Origin of the sequence: Nonomuraea glycinis (assembly GCF_014646515.1) — a bacterium.
Taxonomy (GTDB): Bacteria; Actinomycetota; Actinomycetes; order Streptosporangiales; family Streptosporangiaceae; genus Nonomuraea; species Nonomuraea glycinis.
Genome location: NZ_BMNK01000006.1, coordinates 446,649 through 462,434, shown reverse-complemented (window position 1 = coordinate 462,434; position 15,786 = coordinate 446,649). Strand labels below are relative to the sequence as shown.

Here is a 15,786-nt window from a genome sequence, read left to right as displayed (position 1 = left end):
GGTCAGTTCTTGAGCGCGCCGTCGATGGCCTTCTGCGCGGCCCCGGCCGCCTTGGCGGCGTCGCCGCCCTTGACGACCGCCGCCTCCGCGATGCCGAACGGCTGCCAGACCGCCTGCATCTCGGGGATGGCGGGCATCGGCATGCCGTCCTTGCCGGCGTCCATGAACTTGCCGGCGTCGGCGTCGGTGGTCTTGACCTCCTCCAGCGCCTCGGTCAGCGCCGGGGGCCGGGGGTCGGCGTCGTACAGCGCCTTGGCCACGTCCTTGTCGGTCACGTAGTTGGTGACGAACTCCTGGGCGAGAGCCTTGCTCTTGCCCTTGGCGGCGACGAAGAACGTCTGCACGCCGACGAACGGGGTGGCGGGCGCGCCGCCCTCGAAGGACGGGACGGGCGTGATGTCGTAGCCGAAGCCGCCCTTCTTCACGTCGGTCATCGCCCACGGGCCGGAGATGAGGTACGCGCACTTCTTCGCGGCGAAGTTGACGATGTAGTTCTCGTTGGTGATCGACGTCTTCAGGACGCCGTCGCCCTTCTCCCCGAGCGCGCGCAACTTGCCGAAAGCCTTGACGGAGCCGGGCGAGTCGAGCATGACCTGCTTGGGGTCGGGGTCGCCGGAAGGGGTGGCGCCGAACAGCGAGCCGCCGCCCGCGGCGAAGATCGGGTAGGCGTGGAAGGCGTCGCCCTTCTGGGTGACGGGCAGGCACAGCACCTCCTCGACCTTGCCGTCGGCCTTGAGCCGCTTACCTTCCTTGACCAGGTCCTCGATGGTCGCGGGGGCGTCGGGGGCGAGGTCGGTGTTGCGGATCAGGGCGATGTTCTCCACCGCGTAGGGCGCGCCGTAGGTCTGGCCGTCGAAGGTGACGGCCTTCATGGCGATCTCGGGGAAGGCGGCCTTCTGCGCCTCGGTGAGGTTGACGGGGTCGATGGCGCCGTTCTGCACCAGGTTGCCGATCCAGTCGTGCGCGCCGATCATGACGTCCGGGCCGCTGCCCTGCTGGGAGGCGGTGATGAAGGTCTGCTGGTTGTCCTTGCTGATCTCTTTCACCTCGACGGTCACGCCGTTCTCGGTGCCGAACTGGTCGGCGAAGGGCCGCAGCGCCTTCACCCGGTTGGGGTCGGCCCAGATGACGAGCGTGCCGCCGGCCTGGCCGGTCGGGGCGGCCGAGCCGCTGGGGGCCGCCGAGGGCGCCGCCGGATCGGAGCCGCCGCAGGCGGTGGCGGCGAATGCCAGACTCGCCAGAGCGGCCACACTCAGAGTTCGCTTGCGCATGAGATCTCCTGAGGTCACGGAGGGGGGCGGCGGACACCGCGCGGCGCCCGCCGGCAAAGACCTAAGTTGACCGCTTTCACGGCTTATGTTTCCGGGACGTTAGCCACTCTTTGCAAGAATTGGAAGAACTTGCAAACAGGAGTTACCGGATACTCACCGCAGGGGACGGCGGATCCGCGCAAATGCCAGCGCAAGAGGACTCTGCAACTTGCGGCAACTTACGCTTGACCCGTCATGGCCGTGCACGCGATCCTGCAACAGGACATCTCGGACATTATTGGAGAAACATGCTCGACAACGACGACTGGTGGCGGGACGCCGTCGTGTACCAGGTCTACCCGCGCAGCTTCGCCGACGCGAACGGCGACGGCGTGGGCGACCTGGCCGGAGTGCGCGACAAGCTGGGCTATCTGCGCCGGCTCGGCGTGGACGCCATCTGGCTGAGCCCCTTCTACACCTCGCCGATGGCCGACGGCGGCTACGACGTGGCCGACTACCGCGACGTCGATCCCCTCTTCGGCGAGCTCGCCGACTTCGACGCCCTGATCGCCGACGCGCACGCGCTGGGCATCAGGATGATCGTGGACCTGGTGCCGAACCACTCCTCCGACCGGCACCCCTGGTTCCAGGCGGGGCTGCGGGACCGCTACATCTTCCGCGACCGGCCCAACGACTGGGAGTCGATCTTCGGCGGATCGGCGTGGACCCAGGTCGCCGACGGACAGTGGTACCTCCACCTGTTCGCGCCCGAGCAGCCGGACCTCAACTGGGAGAACCCGGTGGTGCGGGCCGAGTTCCGCGACATCCTGCGGTTCTGGCTGGACCGCGGCGTCGACGGGTTCCGGATCGACGTGGCGCACGGCATGATCAAGGCGGCCGGGCTGCCGGACGTCGGGCCGAAGGAGGGCCGCCAGGCCGAGATGCTCGGCGGCGAGCAGGTGCCGTACTTCGACCAGGACGGCGTGCACGACATCTACCGCGAGTGGCGGCCGATCCTCGACTCCTACCCGGGCGGGCGGATGGCGGTGGCCGAGGCGTGGGTGTCCTCCGCCGAGCGGCTGGCCCGCTACGTCGGGCCGGACGAGCTGCACCAGGCGTTCTCGTTCGAGTTCATGATGGCCGACTTCCACGCCAAGTCCTTCCGTACGGTCATCGACAAGGCGCTGGCCGAGGCCGAGCTGGTGGGCGCGCCCACCACCTGGGTGCTGTCCAACCACGACAAGCCACGCCACGTCACCCGGTACGGCAGCCTGGCCCGCGCCAGGGCGGCCACGCTGCTCATGCTCGCGCTGCCCGGCTCCGCCTACCTCTACAACGGCGAGGAGCTCGGCCTGCCCGACGTGCTGGACCTGCCCGACGAGCTGCGGCAGGACCCGGCGTTCCGGCGCAGCGGGGAGAGCCGGGACGGCTGCCGGGTGCCGCTGCCGTGGACCGGCTCGCCCGGATGCGGCTGGCAGGACCCGTGGCTGCCGATCCCCGGCTCCTGGGCGCGGTTGTCGGCCGAGGCGCAGGAGGACGACCCCGGCTCCACGCTGAGCCTCTACCGGGCCGCGCTCGACCTCCGCCGACGGCATCCGGCGCTCGGCGGCGGCACGCTGACCTGGCTCGACTCCCCCAAGGACGTGCTGGCCCTGGAGCGCTCCCCCGGCCTGGTCGTGGTGCTCAACACCGGTGAGCAGCCGGTGCGCCCCGAGTTCGGCGGGCGGGTGCTGCTGTCGAGCGGCCCCCTGGCCGACGGGGCGATCCCACCGGACACCACGGTCTGGCTGGAGCGCTGATCAACGACAGTATTGACCAAACTTTCCCTGGACGCGGGCTTCGGCGGTGACACCGGTTAGTAGCCTCGGGGCGTGTCACGCCTGTGGGCGCGCTCTCCTCGCGGACGCGTCACCGTCATCGCCTCGGCCGTCGCCGCCCTGGTGCCGACCCCGTCGGCGCCGGTCGGCGTGGCCGTCGACAGGGCGGCCACCGGCCGCCGCACACGATCCGTACCGTCCGCCAAGACCATGAAGGTGATCGTGTTGGCCCACCTCACCGCATTCGCCGCGCTGGCCGGCTGGGCGGGCTGGGTCGCCACCGGCCGGGCCCTTCGCCCGGTGGCGACCATGCGCAGCGAGCTCGACGACGCCAACGCTCGCGATCTGAGCCGCCGGGTGACACAGCCACCCGGCGACGACGAGGTGGCGCGGCTCGCCCGGTCGGTCAACGCCACCCTGGCCAGGGTGGAACGCGCGGCGCTGCAGCAGCGGCAGTTCGCCTCGGACGCCTCGCACGAGCTGCGCACCCCGGTGGCCGGGCTGCGCGCCCAGTTGGAGACCGCGCAGCTCTATCCGGATGACACCGACCTGCAGGCGCTGGTGCGCAGCGCCCTGCGCGACACCGAGCGGCTGGAGGCCATCATCGACGACCTGCTGCTGCTGGCCAAGATCGGCACGCGGGTGGACGTGGAGCGGGTGGAGTTGTCCGAGCTGGTCCGCCAGGAGCTGGCCGGGCGTACGGACAAGCTCCCCGTCCGGGTGAAGCTGTCGCGGGACGTGGCCGTCCGGGGGGTCAGGATGCAGCTCGGCAGGGTGCTGGCGAACCTGCTGGACAACGCCCAGCGCTACGGGAACAGCGAGGTGCGGGTGATCGTGACCAGGGAGGGCGACCAGGCGGTGCTGGCCGTGGAGAACGACGGCGCGGACATCCCGCTGGAGGATCGCGAGCGCATCTTCGACCGCTTCGCCCGCCTGGACGCCGCCCGCAGCCGCGACGCCGGCGGCACCGGGCTGGGCCTGGCCATCGCCCGCGACGTGGCGATCGCGCACCGGGGCGACATCCGGGTGGAGGACTGCCCTGGCTGCGCCCGCTTCGTGCTGCGCCTCCCGGCCGGGTGACCGGGGCCCGCCACCGGCCGTCCAGAGTCGCTCTACCCGATCCCCCCGGAACGTTAATGACGGGGACGCTGCCAGTTCAACCGGTCCCTCTAGCTTCTGGATGCAACCCGGAGCACTGAGGAGTCACGTTGCGAGTCCTGGCCGTAGTTCCCGCCCGCGGAGGTTCGGCGGGCGTACCCCTGAAGAACCTCGCCCCCGTGGGCGGTGTCCCGCTGGTGGCCCGCGCGGTGCGCGCCTGCCTGCGCGCCGAGCTGGTGGACGAGGTCGTGGTCAGCACCGACCACGCGGGCATCGCCGAGGCCGCCGCGCAGGCGGGGGCGCGCGTCGTGGACCGGCCGGCGGAGCTGAGCGGCGCGACCGCCTCCAGCGAGTCCGCGGTGCTGCACGCCCTCGACGCGCTCGGCGAGGACCCCGAGATCGTCGTGCTGGTGCAGTGCACGAGCGCGTTCATCGACCCGGAGGACCTGTCCGCGGCCGTGCGCAAGGTGCTGGACGGGGAGGCCGACGCGGTCTTCTCCGGCATGCCGACGCACGAGTTCCTGTGGACGACGGCCGGCGCGGGCATCAACCACGACCCGGCGCGGCGCCCCCGCAGGCAGGACCTGGAGGCCCAGTTCCGCGAGACGGGCGCGTTCTACGTCATGCGCACCGCGGGGCTGCGCGAGAGCGGCCACCGCTTCTTCGGCGACATCTCCGTGCAGACGGTGCCGTCCCGGCACGCCGTCGAGGTGGACACCCCCGAGGACCTGGAGATCGTACGGGCGCTCGCGCCGTTCGTGGACGCGCCCGAGCCGATCGACGTCGACGCCGTCATCACCGACTTCGACGGTGTGCACACCGACGACCGCGCCTACGTCGACTCAGAAGGCCGGGAGATGGTGCTGGTCAGCCGCTCTGACGGGATGGGCGTGTCGCTGCTGCTGCGTGCCGGGGTGAAGGTGCTGGTCATGTCGACCGAGCACAACCCGGTGGTGGCCGCGCGAGCGCGCAAGCTGGGCGTGCCGGTGCTGCAGGGGCTGGCGGAGAAGCGGACCGTGCTGCGCGACTGGCTGACCATCGAAGGGCTGGACCCGGCCCGCGTCGCCTACGTCGGCAACGACGTCAACGACCTGGGGCCGATGGCCGAGGTCGGCTGGCCGGTCGCGGTGCCGGACGCGCACCCGCGGGTGCGGGCCGCGGCCAGGGTGGTGCTGTCCCGGGCGGGCGGCGACGGCGCGGTGCGGGAGCTGTGCGACAGGGTCGTGGCGGCCCGGCCGGCGCCCGAGGAGCCGGCGCCGGAGGCGGCCCGGCCCCGGTTCGGCCCGGTGCGGATCGGCGACGTCCCGGTGGGTGACGGCGAGCCCGTGTACGTGATCGGCGAGATCGGCATCAACCACAACGGCGACCTCGACCTCGCGCGAAGGCTCATCGACGTGGCCGCCGACGCGGGCTGCCAGGCGGTCAAGTTCCAGAAGCGCACCCCGTCGATCTGCGTGCCGGTCGAGCAGCGTGACCAGATCAGGCAGACGCCGTGGGGCGAGATGACCTACCTGGAGTACAAGGAGCGCACCGAGTTCGGCCACGACGAGTACCGGCAGATCGCCAAGTACTGTGACGAGCGGGGCATGCACTGGTTCGCCTCGCCGTGGGACGTGCCGTCGGTGCACTTCCTGGAGGAGATGGACGTACCGGTGCACAAGGTGGCCTCGGCCAGCGTCTCCGACCACGAACTGCTGCGCGCCCTGGCCGCCACCGGCAAGCCGATCATCCTGTCGACCGGCATGTCGACGCTGTCGGAGATCGACGCGGCGGTGCGGATCCTCGGCACCGACAACCTGATCATGATGCACGCCACGTCCACCTACCCCCTCCCGCCGGAGGAGGCCAACCTGCGGACGATCACCACGCTCAAGGACCGCTACGGCGTGCCGGTCGGCTACTCCGGGCACGAGCGCGGCCTGCAGATCTCCCTGGCCGCGGTCACGCTGGGCGCGGTCTGCGTGGAGCGGCACATCACCCTCGACCGCACCATGTGGGGCTCGGACCACGCGGCGTCCCTGGAGCCCGCCGGGCTGGAGCACCTGGTGCGCGACATCCGCATCATCGAGCAGGCCCTGGGCGACGGCGTCAAGCGCGTCTTCCCCGGCGAACAGGCCCCGAAGGCCCGCCTGCGCCGCGTGACCGTCTGACCGACCCCGGCCTGTGCGGGCACGTCCCGCGCGTGGAGACCATATTGATCACTCTCTCGGTCGTCGTGCCGGTGCGCGACGGCGAGCGGTACCTCGCGGACGCGCTCGCCTCGCTCCGCCGTAACGCCCGGCACGACTTCGAGTTCATCGTGGTGGACGACGGGTCGGTGGACGCCACCGGGGACATCGCCGAAGACGCCCGGGCCGTGCTGCCCGGCCTGGAGGTGCTCCGCAACCCGGTGCCCCTGGGCCTGGCGGACGCCCGCAACGCCGGGCTGGCGGCCGCGTCCGGCCGGTACGTCACGTTCCTGGACGGCGATGACTGGCTCGCCCCCGGCTATCTGGCCCGGCTCGTCGAGGCGGCCGACGGGCTCGGCTGCGACTTCGTACGCACCGACCATGTGCAGGTGGAGGGCCGTAAGCGGGTGGTGCATCGGGCTCCGCTGGCGCGGCGGGGCTCGGTGCACGACCCCCGGGAGGCGATCCTGCCCGCCGGGGTGCGCACCATGGTGGACTACCCGTACGCGTGGGCGGGCGTCTACCGGCGCTCGCTCGGCGACCTGCTGCACTTCCCCGGCTCGCTGCACACGGCGGAGGACCGGCCGTGGATCTGGCGGCTGCACACGCGGGCGGCGACGTTCGCGGTGGTGTCGCTGGCCGGGGTGTTCTACCGGCGGCAGGTCTCCGGCTCGCTGACGCAGGTGGGCGACGAGCGGCAGCTGCACTTCTTCGACGCCTTCGAGCTGGTGTTCAAGGACCTGGAGGAGCGGTTCCTGCCCAAGGCGGTGCGGAACTTCTGCGCGCTGCTGGCCCACCACCTGGAGCTCGCCGACCGGTTCACGCCGGAGCTCCGGGCCCGCTTCGAGGAACGCGGCGCGCAACTGGCGGGCACGCTGCCGGTCGCGATGGTGGCCGAGGCGGTGTCGGGGATGTCCGCCGAGCGCGCGGCGGTGCTGCGGGCGCTGCTGCCCGGCCTGCCCGCCGATGCCCGCGTGCGCCGTGCCCAGGAGGATTCATGACGACCGTCTTCTACGCCTCGACCCTGTTCGGCGCCATGTCGCTGGCCGCCGCCATCGACGACGGCCGCTTCGGCGCGGGCCGCAAGGTGCTGCTGGTGTCGAACAACGCGGCGATCCCCGAGGTGGCGACGCCGCTGGACGCCACTCCCGGCTTCGCGGTGCTGCGCTCCCGCTTCGACGAGGTGCACTCCTGGAACGACCTGATCCACCCGCTGCACCCGTCGGACTGGCGGGCCAGGGTGATCGAGGTGCCGATGCTGGAGCGCCTCCTCAACGCCCGGCTCGGCCTGGGCGCGGTGGCCGAGCTGGTGCTGGAGTCGATCGCGGTCGCGCCGGCGCGCACCATCGCGGGCCTGGTGCGCGACTGCCCCATCACCGTCTACTCCGACGGGCTGATGAGCTACGGCCCCACCCGCGACCCGCTGCCTGCCGAGATCTTCCGGCGCGTCACCCGCCTGCTGTACCTGGACCTCGTCCCCGGCCTGACGCCGCTGCTGCTCACCGAGTACGGCGTCCCCGCCGCGACGATCCCCGAGGCGGCCTTCCTGGCGGTGGTGGCCGAGGTCACCGCGACCGCCCCGGACATGCTCGCCGCCGAGGCGATGATCCTCGGCCAGTATCTGTCGGCGCTGGAGATCGTCACCCCGCAGGAGGAGGCGGACCTGCACGAGGCGATGCTGCGCGGCCTGGCGGCCCGCGGTCACCGCACCGTCGTGTTCAAGCCGCATCCGGCGGCGGGCCGCAGGCACGCCCAGTTGCTGCGCGCCGCGGCCGCGCCGCTGGGTGTGCGGCTGCTGGTGGCCGGGGAGAGTGTCCCGGCCGAGGTCTGCTTCGCCGCGCTCCGCCCCGAGTTGGTGGTCGGCTGTTTCTCCACCGCGCTGCTCACGGCCGGCCGCTACTTCGGCCTCCAGGTGGCCACGCACGGCACGGAGCTGATCCTGGACCGCCTGACGCCCTACGAGAACAGCAACCGGATCCCGGTCACCATCGCCGACGCCCTGCTGCCCCGGATGGGGACCGACGGCGCCCTCGACCGGCCGGCGGAGCCGGACATCCAGGCTCTGGTGAGCGCGGTCGGCTACTGCATGCAGGCGGACGCCTATCCCGGCCTGCGCCCGGACTCGATCGACTTCGATCCGCGCTACTTCAAGCGCAGGCGATTGGAAGCACTGGACCTGCTGGCGCCTCCGGAGCCGAAGAAGCCCCTGAGCCGCTTCCGCAGACGACTCAGATCGGCCCTGTGATCAGGCGCACGCCTCCAGCAGACGGCTCAGGTGCTGTGATCAGGCGCGCGCCTTCAGCGGGCGGTTCGGGTGGCCCGTACAGGCTTCAGATGCGTACCTTCAGGTAGCGGCGGACGCGCCGGCCGGCGCGCAGCATGGTCGGCGGGATCTCCACCCGCAGGCGGGCGCGGCGGCGGGCGGTGGCGTGCTCGGCCCCGTCGAGGAGCGACCTGGCGGGCATCCGGGGCCGGGAGATCACCAGCCCGGCCAGCAGCCCCGCCCAGTCGTCGCGCCCGGCGGGGTGGAAGTAGTTCGCCGCGCACCAGGCCGGCTCCGCCTTGCGGAAGTCACCCTCGGCCAGGTCGTCCAGGGTGCCGAGCAGGCCGCTGCCCTCGAACACCACGTTGATCATCTGGGCGCTGACGCCGAAGTCGCTCAGCACGAGCAGCGGCACGTCCTGGGCGATGGCCTCCAGCGCCGCCGTGGAGCTGACGGTGACGAACCCAGCGGCGCGCGAAAGGTGCTCCCGCATCGAACCCGCCTCGAACCGCAGCCTGCCCGGCTCCCCCATCTCGCGCCAGAGCCGCTGGTAGTGGTGGCGCTCGCGGTGGGTCTGCTGCTCGTCCTCCAGAGCGCGCAGCTTCACCACCACGTCCAGGTCCGGCCGGCGCCCGGCCAGCTCGGCCAGGGAGCGCAGCACGCGCTCGCGGTCGCCGCGGGCGCGCGGCACCTTGGCCTGGGTGGCGAACACCACCCGGTCACCGCCGGCTCCCTCCGCGTCCGGGCGCAGGAACGGCAGCCTGGCCAGCCCGACCGCCCCTCCCCCGCCCAGCCGGGAGGCGATGGCGGCGAACTCGGCCACCTCACGCTCGCTGTGCACCACGAACAGATCGCAGCCGCTGCGGAACAGCCACGCCTTCTCGGTGGCGGGCACCGAGATGCCGGGCAGTCCCGTGACGAACACCGGGCGGGGCCGCAGCCCTCGCAGCACCTCGGCCACCAGCACGTCCACGACCGGACCGGTGCAGGCCACCAGGATCACGTCGGGGCTGGACCGTTCGGCCGCGCGGCGCACCGCCCGCGCCGACAGCACCGGCGGCGGCGGACGCTCGCCGACGGCGGCGGCGATCTGCGCCGGCGACGGGGCGATCGGGGTGCGCACCACCACCAGCTCGCTCTCGCAGCCCGCCGGCAGGTCGCCCAGCAGGCAGGCCGCCCATTTCAGATACGAGTCGGAGTCGGCGACCGCCAGCACTCTCACCCCGTCACTCCTGTCACTTCGGTCACTTGCGTGAGATGCGAGCGCAGCGCGGGAGCCGCCCTGCTGGTCCACCATTCGTCGGGCACGTCGACCGGCTCCACTGTGACGCCGCGCGGGCCGAGCAGCACCCGCAGCGAGGAGATCGCGGTGGAGGGCAGGCTGACCACTCGCTGGCCGGCGTCGAGGCCGCGCAGGGTCAGCTCGGCGGGCACGCCGGGCTCGTGCACGGTGATGCCGGCCCGCTCCCGGATCAGCGCCAGGTCCACCGGGTCCTCCCGGCGGTGCGGGTAGTAGGCGAGCGGCTCCTGCTCGGCCAGGTCCATCAGCCAGCGCAGGTAACGGTCGCGGCGAACCAGGCCGTTCCTGACCAGCGAGGTGCCGAGGACGACGGTCCGCTCGGCGGGGCCGGGCTCGGCGAGCGGCTGAGCGCGCAGCCAGTCGAAGTCATGACGGACGAGCTCGACGCCCGCCCGCTCGACGGCGAGCGCCAGCTCGCCGGAGACGGGCAGCGCGGTGAACACCGTGACGCGCCCGAGGCGCAGCCGGGCGGCCGCGGCCAGCCCCAGCGCCGCACGGAGCGCTCCCGGCTGGGCCCGCGCGCGCAGCAGCGGCCGGTACGGTCCCGCCGCCAGCAGCTCCAGCAGCCGGATCGTGGCCAGCCCGTCGTCCACGACCACGATGCGGCCGGGAACGGAGGTGAGCCAGCGCAGCTGCACCTTGCCGGAGAAGGCGTCGCCGACGGCCCGCAGCCGGTGCGGCATGCGCTCGCGCGGCTCGGCCAGCTCAAGGCCCTCGGGCAGGGTGAGGTGGCCCAGCTCCCGCCGGGTCGCCTTCAGCGCGCGCAGCTTCGCGCGGGGCACGACCGTGGTGGCCGGCCCCAGCACCCCCGCGTGGTGGGCCTCGACGGCGCACAGCATCTGGAGGGGGGACTCCACCCAGGCCGACGCCTGTTTGACCACTTGTTCTCCCAGCCCGTGGGTAAGCCCGTGCAGGACCGCTTCAAGCTAGCCCGGCCTGCTTAAGCAGCCAGAAACGGGACGTGAACAATGAAGGGTATGAACTCGCTACGGCTCTATCGAGACGGCGCCGAAATCCCGCAGCTCGGCTTCGGCGTCTACCAGGTGCCCGACGACGAGGCCGAACGGGCGGTGCGGACCGCGCTGGAGATCGGCTACCGGCACATCGACACCGCCACGCTCTACCAGAACGAGGAGGGCGTCGGGCGCGCGGTGCGCTCCTCCGGGATCCCGCGCGAGAAGGTGTTCGTCACCACCAAGCTGTGGAACTCCGACCACGAGCGGGTGCCGCAGGCCTTCGACGAGAGCCTGGCCAGGCTCGGCATGGACTACGTCGACCTCTACCTCATCCACTGGCCGGCGCCGAAGCAGAACCGGTACGTGCAGGCCTGGCGTGAGGTGGAGAAGATCTACCGGGACGGCCGGGCCAAGGCGATCGGGGTGTCCAACTTCACCGTCGAGACCCTCACCCGGCTCATGGACGAGACCGACGTCATCCCCTGCATCAACCAGATCGAGCTGCACCCGTACCTGCAGCAGCAGAAAATGCGCGAGTTCCACGACAAGAACGGGATCCTCACCGAGGCGTGGGGCCCGATCGGCCAGGGTCAGGGCCTGCTCCAGGAGCCCGCGCTCGCGGTGCTGTCGGACAAGCACGGCCGTACGCCCGCGCAGATCGTGCTGCGCTGGCACATCCAGCTGGGCAACGTGGTCATCCCCAAGTCCGTCACCCCCTCGCGGATCAAGGAGAACCTCTCGGTGTTCGACTTCATTCTCGATCATGAGGACATGGCGGCCATCGGAGCGCTGAACGCGGGCAGGAGACTCGGCCCCGACCCCGACCATCTGGGGTGAACTCCGCCATATACCGCGAGAGCACTTAAATCAGTACGCTTCCGTCGTGAATCTACTTAACTGGGGCATAGCGGCAACTGGTGGTATCGCTCGGACCGTGGGCGCGGTGATCGCCGCCGAGCCGGGGATGCGGGTGGCCGCCGTCGGCTCCCGCGACCTTGGCAGGGCCAAGGCGATGGCCGCGACGCTGGGCGCGGAGTCGGCCTACGGCTCCTACGCCGAGCTGTGCGCCGATCCCGGGATCGACGCCGTCTACGTGGCCACTCCGCACGCCCAGCACCTGGAGGTGGCCGAGGCCGCGATCGCGGCGGGCAAGGCGGTGCTCTGCGAGAAGCCGCTGGCCGCCACGATGGCCGACGCCGAGCGGATGGTCCGCCTGGCGCGCGAGGCCGGGGTCTTTTTGATGGAGGCGATGTGGATGCGGTTCAACCCGCTCATCCAGTCGCTGGCCGCCGACCCCCGTTTCGGGGAGATCCGCTCGGTGCAGGCCTCCTTCGGGTTCGCGCTGCCCTACGATCCCGCGCACCGGCTGTGGGCGCCGGAGCTCGGCGGCGGCGCGCTGCTGGACCTGGGCATCTATCCGCTCGGGCTGGCCCAGCTCCTGCTCGGCATGCCGTCCGGCCTGACCATGACGGGCTCGCTGGCGCCCTCGGGAGTGGACGCGGAGGCCGGCGGGACGCTCGTCTACCCGGACGGCCGGCGAGCGCTGGTGGACTGCTCGCTGCTGGCCACCTATCCCAACGCCGCCAGCGTGGTGGGCACCGGGATGCGCGCCGACATCGAGACACCGTTCTGGGCGCCGCGGCGGATCGTGCTCAGCGGGCCGTCCATGGAGCCGGAAGTGCACGAGCTCGATCCCGCGGACAACGGCTACGCCGGAGAGATCCGCGAGGTCAGGGATGCCTTGGCCGAGGGCCGGACCGAGAGCGCGATCATGCCTCTTGACGAAAGCCTTGCCATGATGGGGCTCCTGGCCGACGCTCGCCGACAAATCTCCTAGCTGGGGGTTTATGGACTTGTAATCCTCTTGCCGTCTGTATTACCTTGTGGGGCATTCGCGGCATACGTCCGGTTTGTCCGTTCGTTGTCGAACCATCGCACCACGTTTCACAGGACCGTCCTGTGACCGCTGAATCCGCTTCAGGGCGGAACCGGGGACCCACGTCCTTTGGGGTGAATCGGCGCCATCGCGCGCCGTAGGGCAGCTTCCACGCCCGAACCCGTCAGCTAACCCGGTAAGCGGCATGGAAGCAAGGAGTAAACCCCCTCGATGGCGAAGAACTGTCTTAGTCGTGCCCTGAAGCCCGAGAACCTCCGCGCCGCCCTCGGCGCCACCATCATCATCACCGCCCTCGGCACCGCCACCGTCCCCGCCTACGCCAGCCCCGGGTCCGCCAGCGCCCAGGAGGACCGGCAGAACAGGCCGGACGACACCAACAAGATCAACGTGACCGCCTCCCAGGTCCTGGAGCTCGCCAGGCAGCAGGTCGGCACCTCCGAGAACGCCCGGGGCGGCGGCACCAAGTTCCAGCAGTGGTACGCCCGGTCACCCCGGGCCATGGAGACCGTACGGCGTGACGGAGGCAACCCCTCCGCTTACCTGAACGCCGCCTGGTGCGCGATGTTCGTCTCCTGGGTCGGCGAGCAGACCGGCGCCCGCCCCCAGGTCGGCTGGGACGCCTACACCGTGACGCACGCCCGATGGTTCCGCAACAACGGCCGCTGGGGCACCACCCCCAAGCCCGGCGCGGTCGTCTTCTTCGCCTGGAACGGCGGCAAGTCCATCAGCTCCATCCAGCACGTCGGCTTCGTCGTCAAGGACAACAAGAACGGCACGATCTCCACGATCGAGGGCAACACCGGCAACGGCGCCGTCGAGGAGCGGGTCCGGCCGAAGTCCCAGGTCGTCGGCTACGGTTACCCGGAGTATGCCGCCTGATGGCGTACACATGACCTGGCGGGGCTTTACCCGCCGTTGGGAGCGCGCATCCTCACCGAGGGTGCGCGCTCCCGTCTTTCTCCGGGAAGATCCCCGTACGCGTGTCGATTCGCCCGCCGGTGGTTCGACGTGTCGATGCGGAGGCTCGCAGGGAGTCTCCCGAGGAGGGATCTCGCCATGAAATTCATGATCGTGGGCAAGGCCGACGAGGAGACCGAGGCCGGCGCGCTGCCCAGCCCGGAGCTCGTCGCCGACATGCACGCCTACAACGAGTCCCTGGTGAAGGCGGGCGTGCTGCTGGCGGCCGAAGGGCTCTACGCCAGTTCGCACGGCGCGCAGATCGCCTACAGCGGCGGCAAGGCGCGGGTGATCGACGGCCCGTTCGCCGAGGCCAAGGAGCTCATCGCCGGGTTCTGGCTGATCCAGGTCAAGTCCCGGGAGGAAGCGATCGAATGGGCGCTGCGCGTCCCCGTGCCGCCGGGCCATGACGGCGTCGGGCTCGACGTCTGGCGGGTCTACGACCCGACGGACACGCCCGACCCGTCCTTGAGCCCGGAGGCGGCCCACCACGAGGCGGCGCTGCGCGAGCGACTGGAGGACGACCGACCATCCTGATCGGAGTCGTTCGAGGGTGACTTGCGCCGGGCTGTCCGGGCTGTTGTCATAGGCCGATGACCGCTTCGCAGACCCATCAGGCGATCGAGGCGGTGTGGCGGATCGAGGCCGCCAGGCTCATCGCCGGGCTGACCCGGCTGGTGCGAGACATCGGGCTCGCGGAGGAGCTGGCGCAGGACGCGCTGGTCGCGGCGCTGGAGCAGTGGCCGGAGTCCGGGGTGCCGAGCAACCCGGGCGCCTGGCTCATGACCGTGTCCAAGCGACGGGCCATCGACATGATCCGCCGCGAAGAGCGTTTCGAGCGCAAGCTGATCGAGATCGGCCGCGCCGAGCTGGCGGAGCTCGCCGACGAGGACCACCTGCCCGAGGTCGGCGAGATCGAGGACGACCTGCTGCGGCTGGTGTTCACCGCGTGCCATCCGGTGCTGCCCACCGAGGCCAGGGTGGCGCTCACCCTGCGGGTGCTCGGCGGGCTGTCCACCGAGGAGATCGCCCGCGCGTTCCTGGTGCCGGAGCCGACGCTCGCGCAGCGCATCGTGCGGGCCAAGCGGACGCTGGCCGCCCGGCGGGTGCCGTTCGAGGTGCCGCAGGGTGACGAGCTCGCCGACCGGCTCTCGTCCGTGCTGGAGGTCATCTACCTGATCTTCAACGAGGGCTACGCCGCGACGGCCGGCGACGACTGGATGCGGCCCGGCCTCTGCGCGGACGCGCTGCGGCTCGGCCGGGTGCTGGCGAGCCTGATGCCGAAAGAGCCCGAGGTGCACGGGCTGGTGGCGCTGATGGAGATCCAGGCCTCCCGCTCGGCCTCGCGCGTGGGCCCGTCGGGCGAGCCGGTGCTGCTACTGGAACAGGATCGGACCGGCTGGGACCGGCTGCTCATCGGCCGCGGCCTGACCGCGCTCGGCCGGGCCGAGGAGCTCGGCGGCGAGCTGGGCCCGTACGCGCTGCAGGCCGCCATCGCCGCCTGCCACGCGCGGGCGCTCACCGCCGAGGAGACCGACTGGGCGCGCATCGCGGCGCTGTACGAGTCACTGGCGAGGATCTCGCGCTCGCCGGTGGTCGAGCTCAACCGCGCGGTGGCGCTGAGCATGGCCTACGGGCCCGCCACCGGGCTGGCCCTGGTGGAGCAGATCGTGGACGATCCGGCGCTGAAGGGCTACCACCTGCTGCCGAGCGTACGCGGAGACCTGCTGGTCAAGCTGGGGCGCCGGGCGGAGGCCCGCGCCGAGTTCGAGCGGGCTGCGGGCCTGACGCGCAACGAGCGCGAGCGCGAACTCCTGAGGGAGCGCGCCGCCGACTGCGGCTGAGGCGCGTCGCCCGCTGCGGCCGGCTCTGAGGCCGCCCGCTGCGGCGGAGGCTGAGGTGCGCCGCCCGCCGAGGCTGCGGCCCAGGACCCCGCCCGCTACGGCGGAAGCCGTCGTTTTCGCCCCCGCGAGCGCCCGCATGGGCCGTCGTGGTGCGGAATCGGTGCGGTTGTGATGGGAGCGCTCCCAAAGGACTAAATGGGCCCTATAGCCTGAAAAATCCTTTTCTTGGAGGTCAA

The 15,786-nt window shown here is 71.5% G+C and carries 13 protein-coding genes and 1 riboswitch; of the genes, 10 read left to right on the top strand and 3 right to left on the bottom strand.

The window, feature by feature from the left end:
- Positions 1-2: 2 nt before the first annotated feature.
- Positions 3-1,271, bottom strand: coding sequence for a sugar ABC transporter substrate-binding protein (locus IEY87_RS20405; protein ID WP_189140277.1), 1,269 nt, complete (start codon positions 1,269-1,271; stop codon positions 3-5).
- Between the two features lie 287 nt (positions 1,272-1,558).
- Between IEY87_RS20405 and IEY87_RS20400 the strand changes: the two genes are divergently transcribed.
- The 5 genes from IEY87_RS20400 (at position 1,559) to IEY87_RS20380 (ending at position 8,578) form a co-directional block, all read left to right on the top strand.
- Positions 1,559-3,049, top strand: a complete 1,491-nt coding sequence (locus IEY87_RS20400; protein WP_189140276.1) for a glycoside hydrolase family 13 protein — start codon at positions 1,559-1,561, stop codon at positions 3,047-3,049.
- A 72-nt stretch (positions 3,050-3,121) separates the two neighbouring features.
- A complete protein-coding gene (locus IEY87_RS20395; protein WP_225277514.1) occupies positions 3,122-4,147 on the top strand; it encodes a sensor histidine kinase in 1,026 nt (341 codons plus the stop codon).
- Between the two features lie 128 nt (positions 4,148-4,275).
- Positions 4,276-6,315, top strand: coding sequence for an N-acetylneuraminate synthase family protein (locus tag IEY87_RS20390; protein WP_189140275.1), 2,040 nt, complete (start codon positions 4,276-4,278; stop codon positions 6,313-6,315).
- A gap of 44 nt (positions 6,316-6,359) precedes the next feature.
- Entirely contained in the window at positions 6,360-7,334 is a 975-nt protein-coding gene (locus tag IEY87_RS20385) for a glycosyltransferase family 2 protein (RefSeq protein ID WP_189140274.1), read from the top strand.
- Positions 7,331-8,578 (top strand): polysialyltransferase family glycosyltransferase, encoded by a 1,248-nt coding sequence (locus IEY87_RS20380; RefSeq protein ID WP_189140273.1) that lies wholly within the window; start codon positions 7,331-7,333, stop codon positions 8,576-8,578. Before IEY87_RS20385 ends, IEY87_RS20380 begins: the two co-directional genes overlap by 4 nt.
- Positions 8,579-8,663: 85 nt before the next feature.
- On the opposite strand, the gene IEY87_RS20375 is transcribed toward IEY87_RS20380, so the two are convergent.
- Positions 8,664-9,818, bottom strand: a complete 1,155-nt coding sequence (locus tag IEY87_RS20375; RefSeq protein ID WP_189140272.1) for a DUF6716 putative glycosyltransferase — start codon at positions 9,816-9,818, stop codon at positions 8,664-8,666.
- The gene (locus IEY87_RS20370) at positions 9,815-10,777 is read right to left on the bottom strand and encodes a hypothetical protein (RefSeq protein WP_189140271.1); all 963 of its coding nucleotides are present in this window, start codon (positions 10,775-10,777) and stop codon (positions 9,815-9,817) included. The genes IEY87_RS20375 and IEY87_RS20370 overlap by 4 nt, the downstream gene beginning before the upstream one ends.
- A 96-nt stretch (positions 10,778-10,873) precedes the next feature.
- Here IEY87_RS20370 and IEY87_RS20365 point away from each other — a divergent pair, with 96 nt between their 5' ends.
- From IEY87_RS20365 to IEY87_RS20345, 5 genes are all read left to right on the top strand, one after another.
- On the top strand, positions 10,874-11,689 hold the full coding sequence (locus IEY87_RS20365; RefSeq protein WP_189140270.1) for an aldo/keto reductase: 816 nt from the start codon (positions 10,874-10,876) through the stop codon (positions 11,687-11,689).
- 46 nt (positions 11,690-11,735) lie between these two features.
- Positions 11,736-12,689: a Gfo/Idh/MocA family protein gene (locus tag IEY87_RS20360; RefSeq protein WP_189140269.1), complete on the top strand. Its 954-nt coding sequence runs from the start codon at positions 11,736-11,738 to the stop codon at positions 12,687-12,689.
- 117 nt (positions 12,690-12,806) lie between these two features.
- Positions 12,807-12,946: riboswitch (cyclic di-AMP (ydaO/yuaA leader) on the top strand.
- Between the two features lie 13 nt (positions 12,947-12,959).
- Complete coding sequence (locus IEY87_RS20355) at positions 12,960-13,628, top strand: CHAP domain-containing protein (protein WP_189140268.1); 669 nt, start codon at positions 12,960-12,962, stop codon at positions 13,626-13,628.
- Positions 13,629-13,805: 177 nt separating this feature from the next.
- A complete protein-coding gene (locus tag IEY87_RS20350; protein ID WP_189140267.1) occupies positions 13,806-14,243 on the top strand; it encodes a YciI family protein in 438 nt (145 codons plus the stop codon).
- 56 nt (positions 14,244-14,299) lie between these two features.
- Entirely contained in the window at positions 14,300-15,550 is a 1,251-nt protein-coding gene (locus tag IEY87_RS20345) for an RNA polymerase sigma factor (protein WP_189140266.1), read from the top strand.
- Positions 15,551-15,786 lie beyond the last annotated feature (236 nt).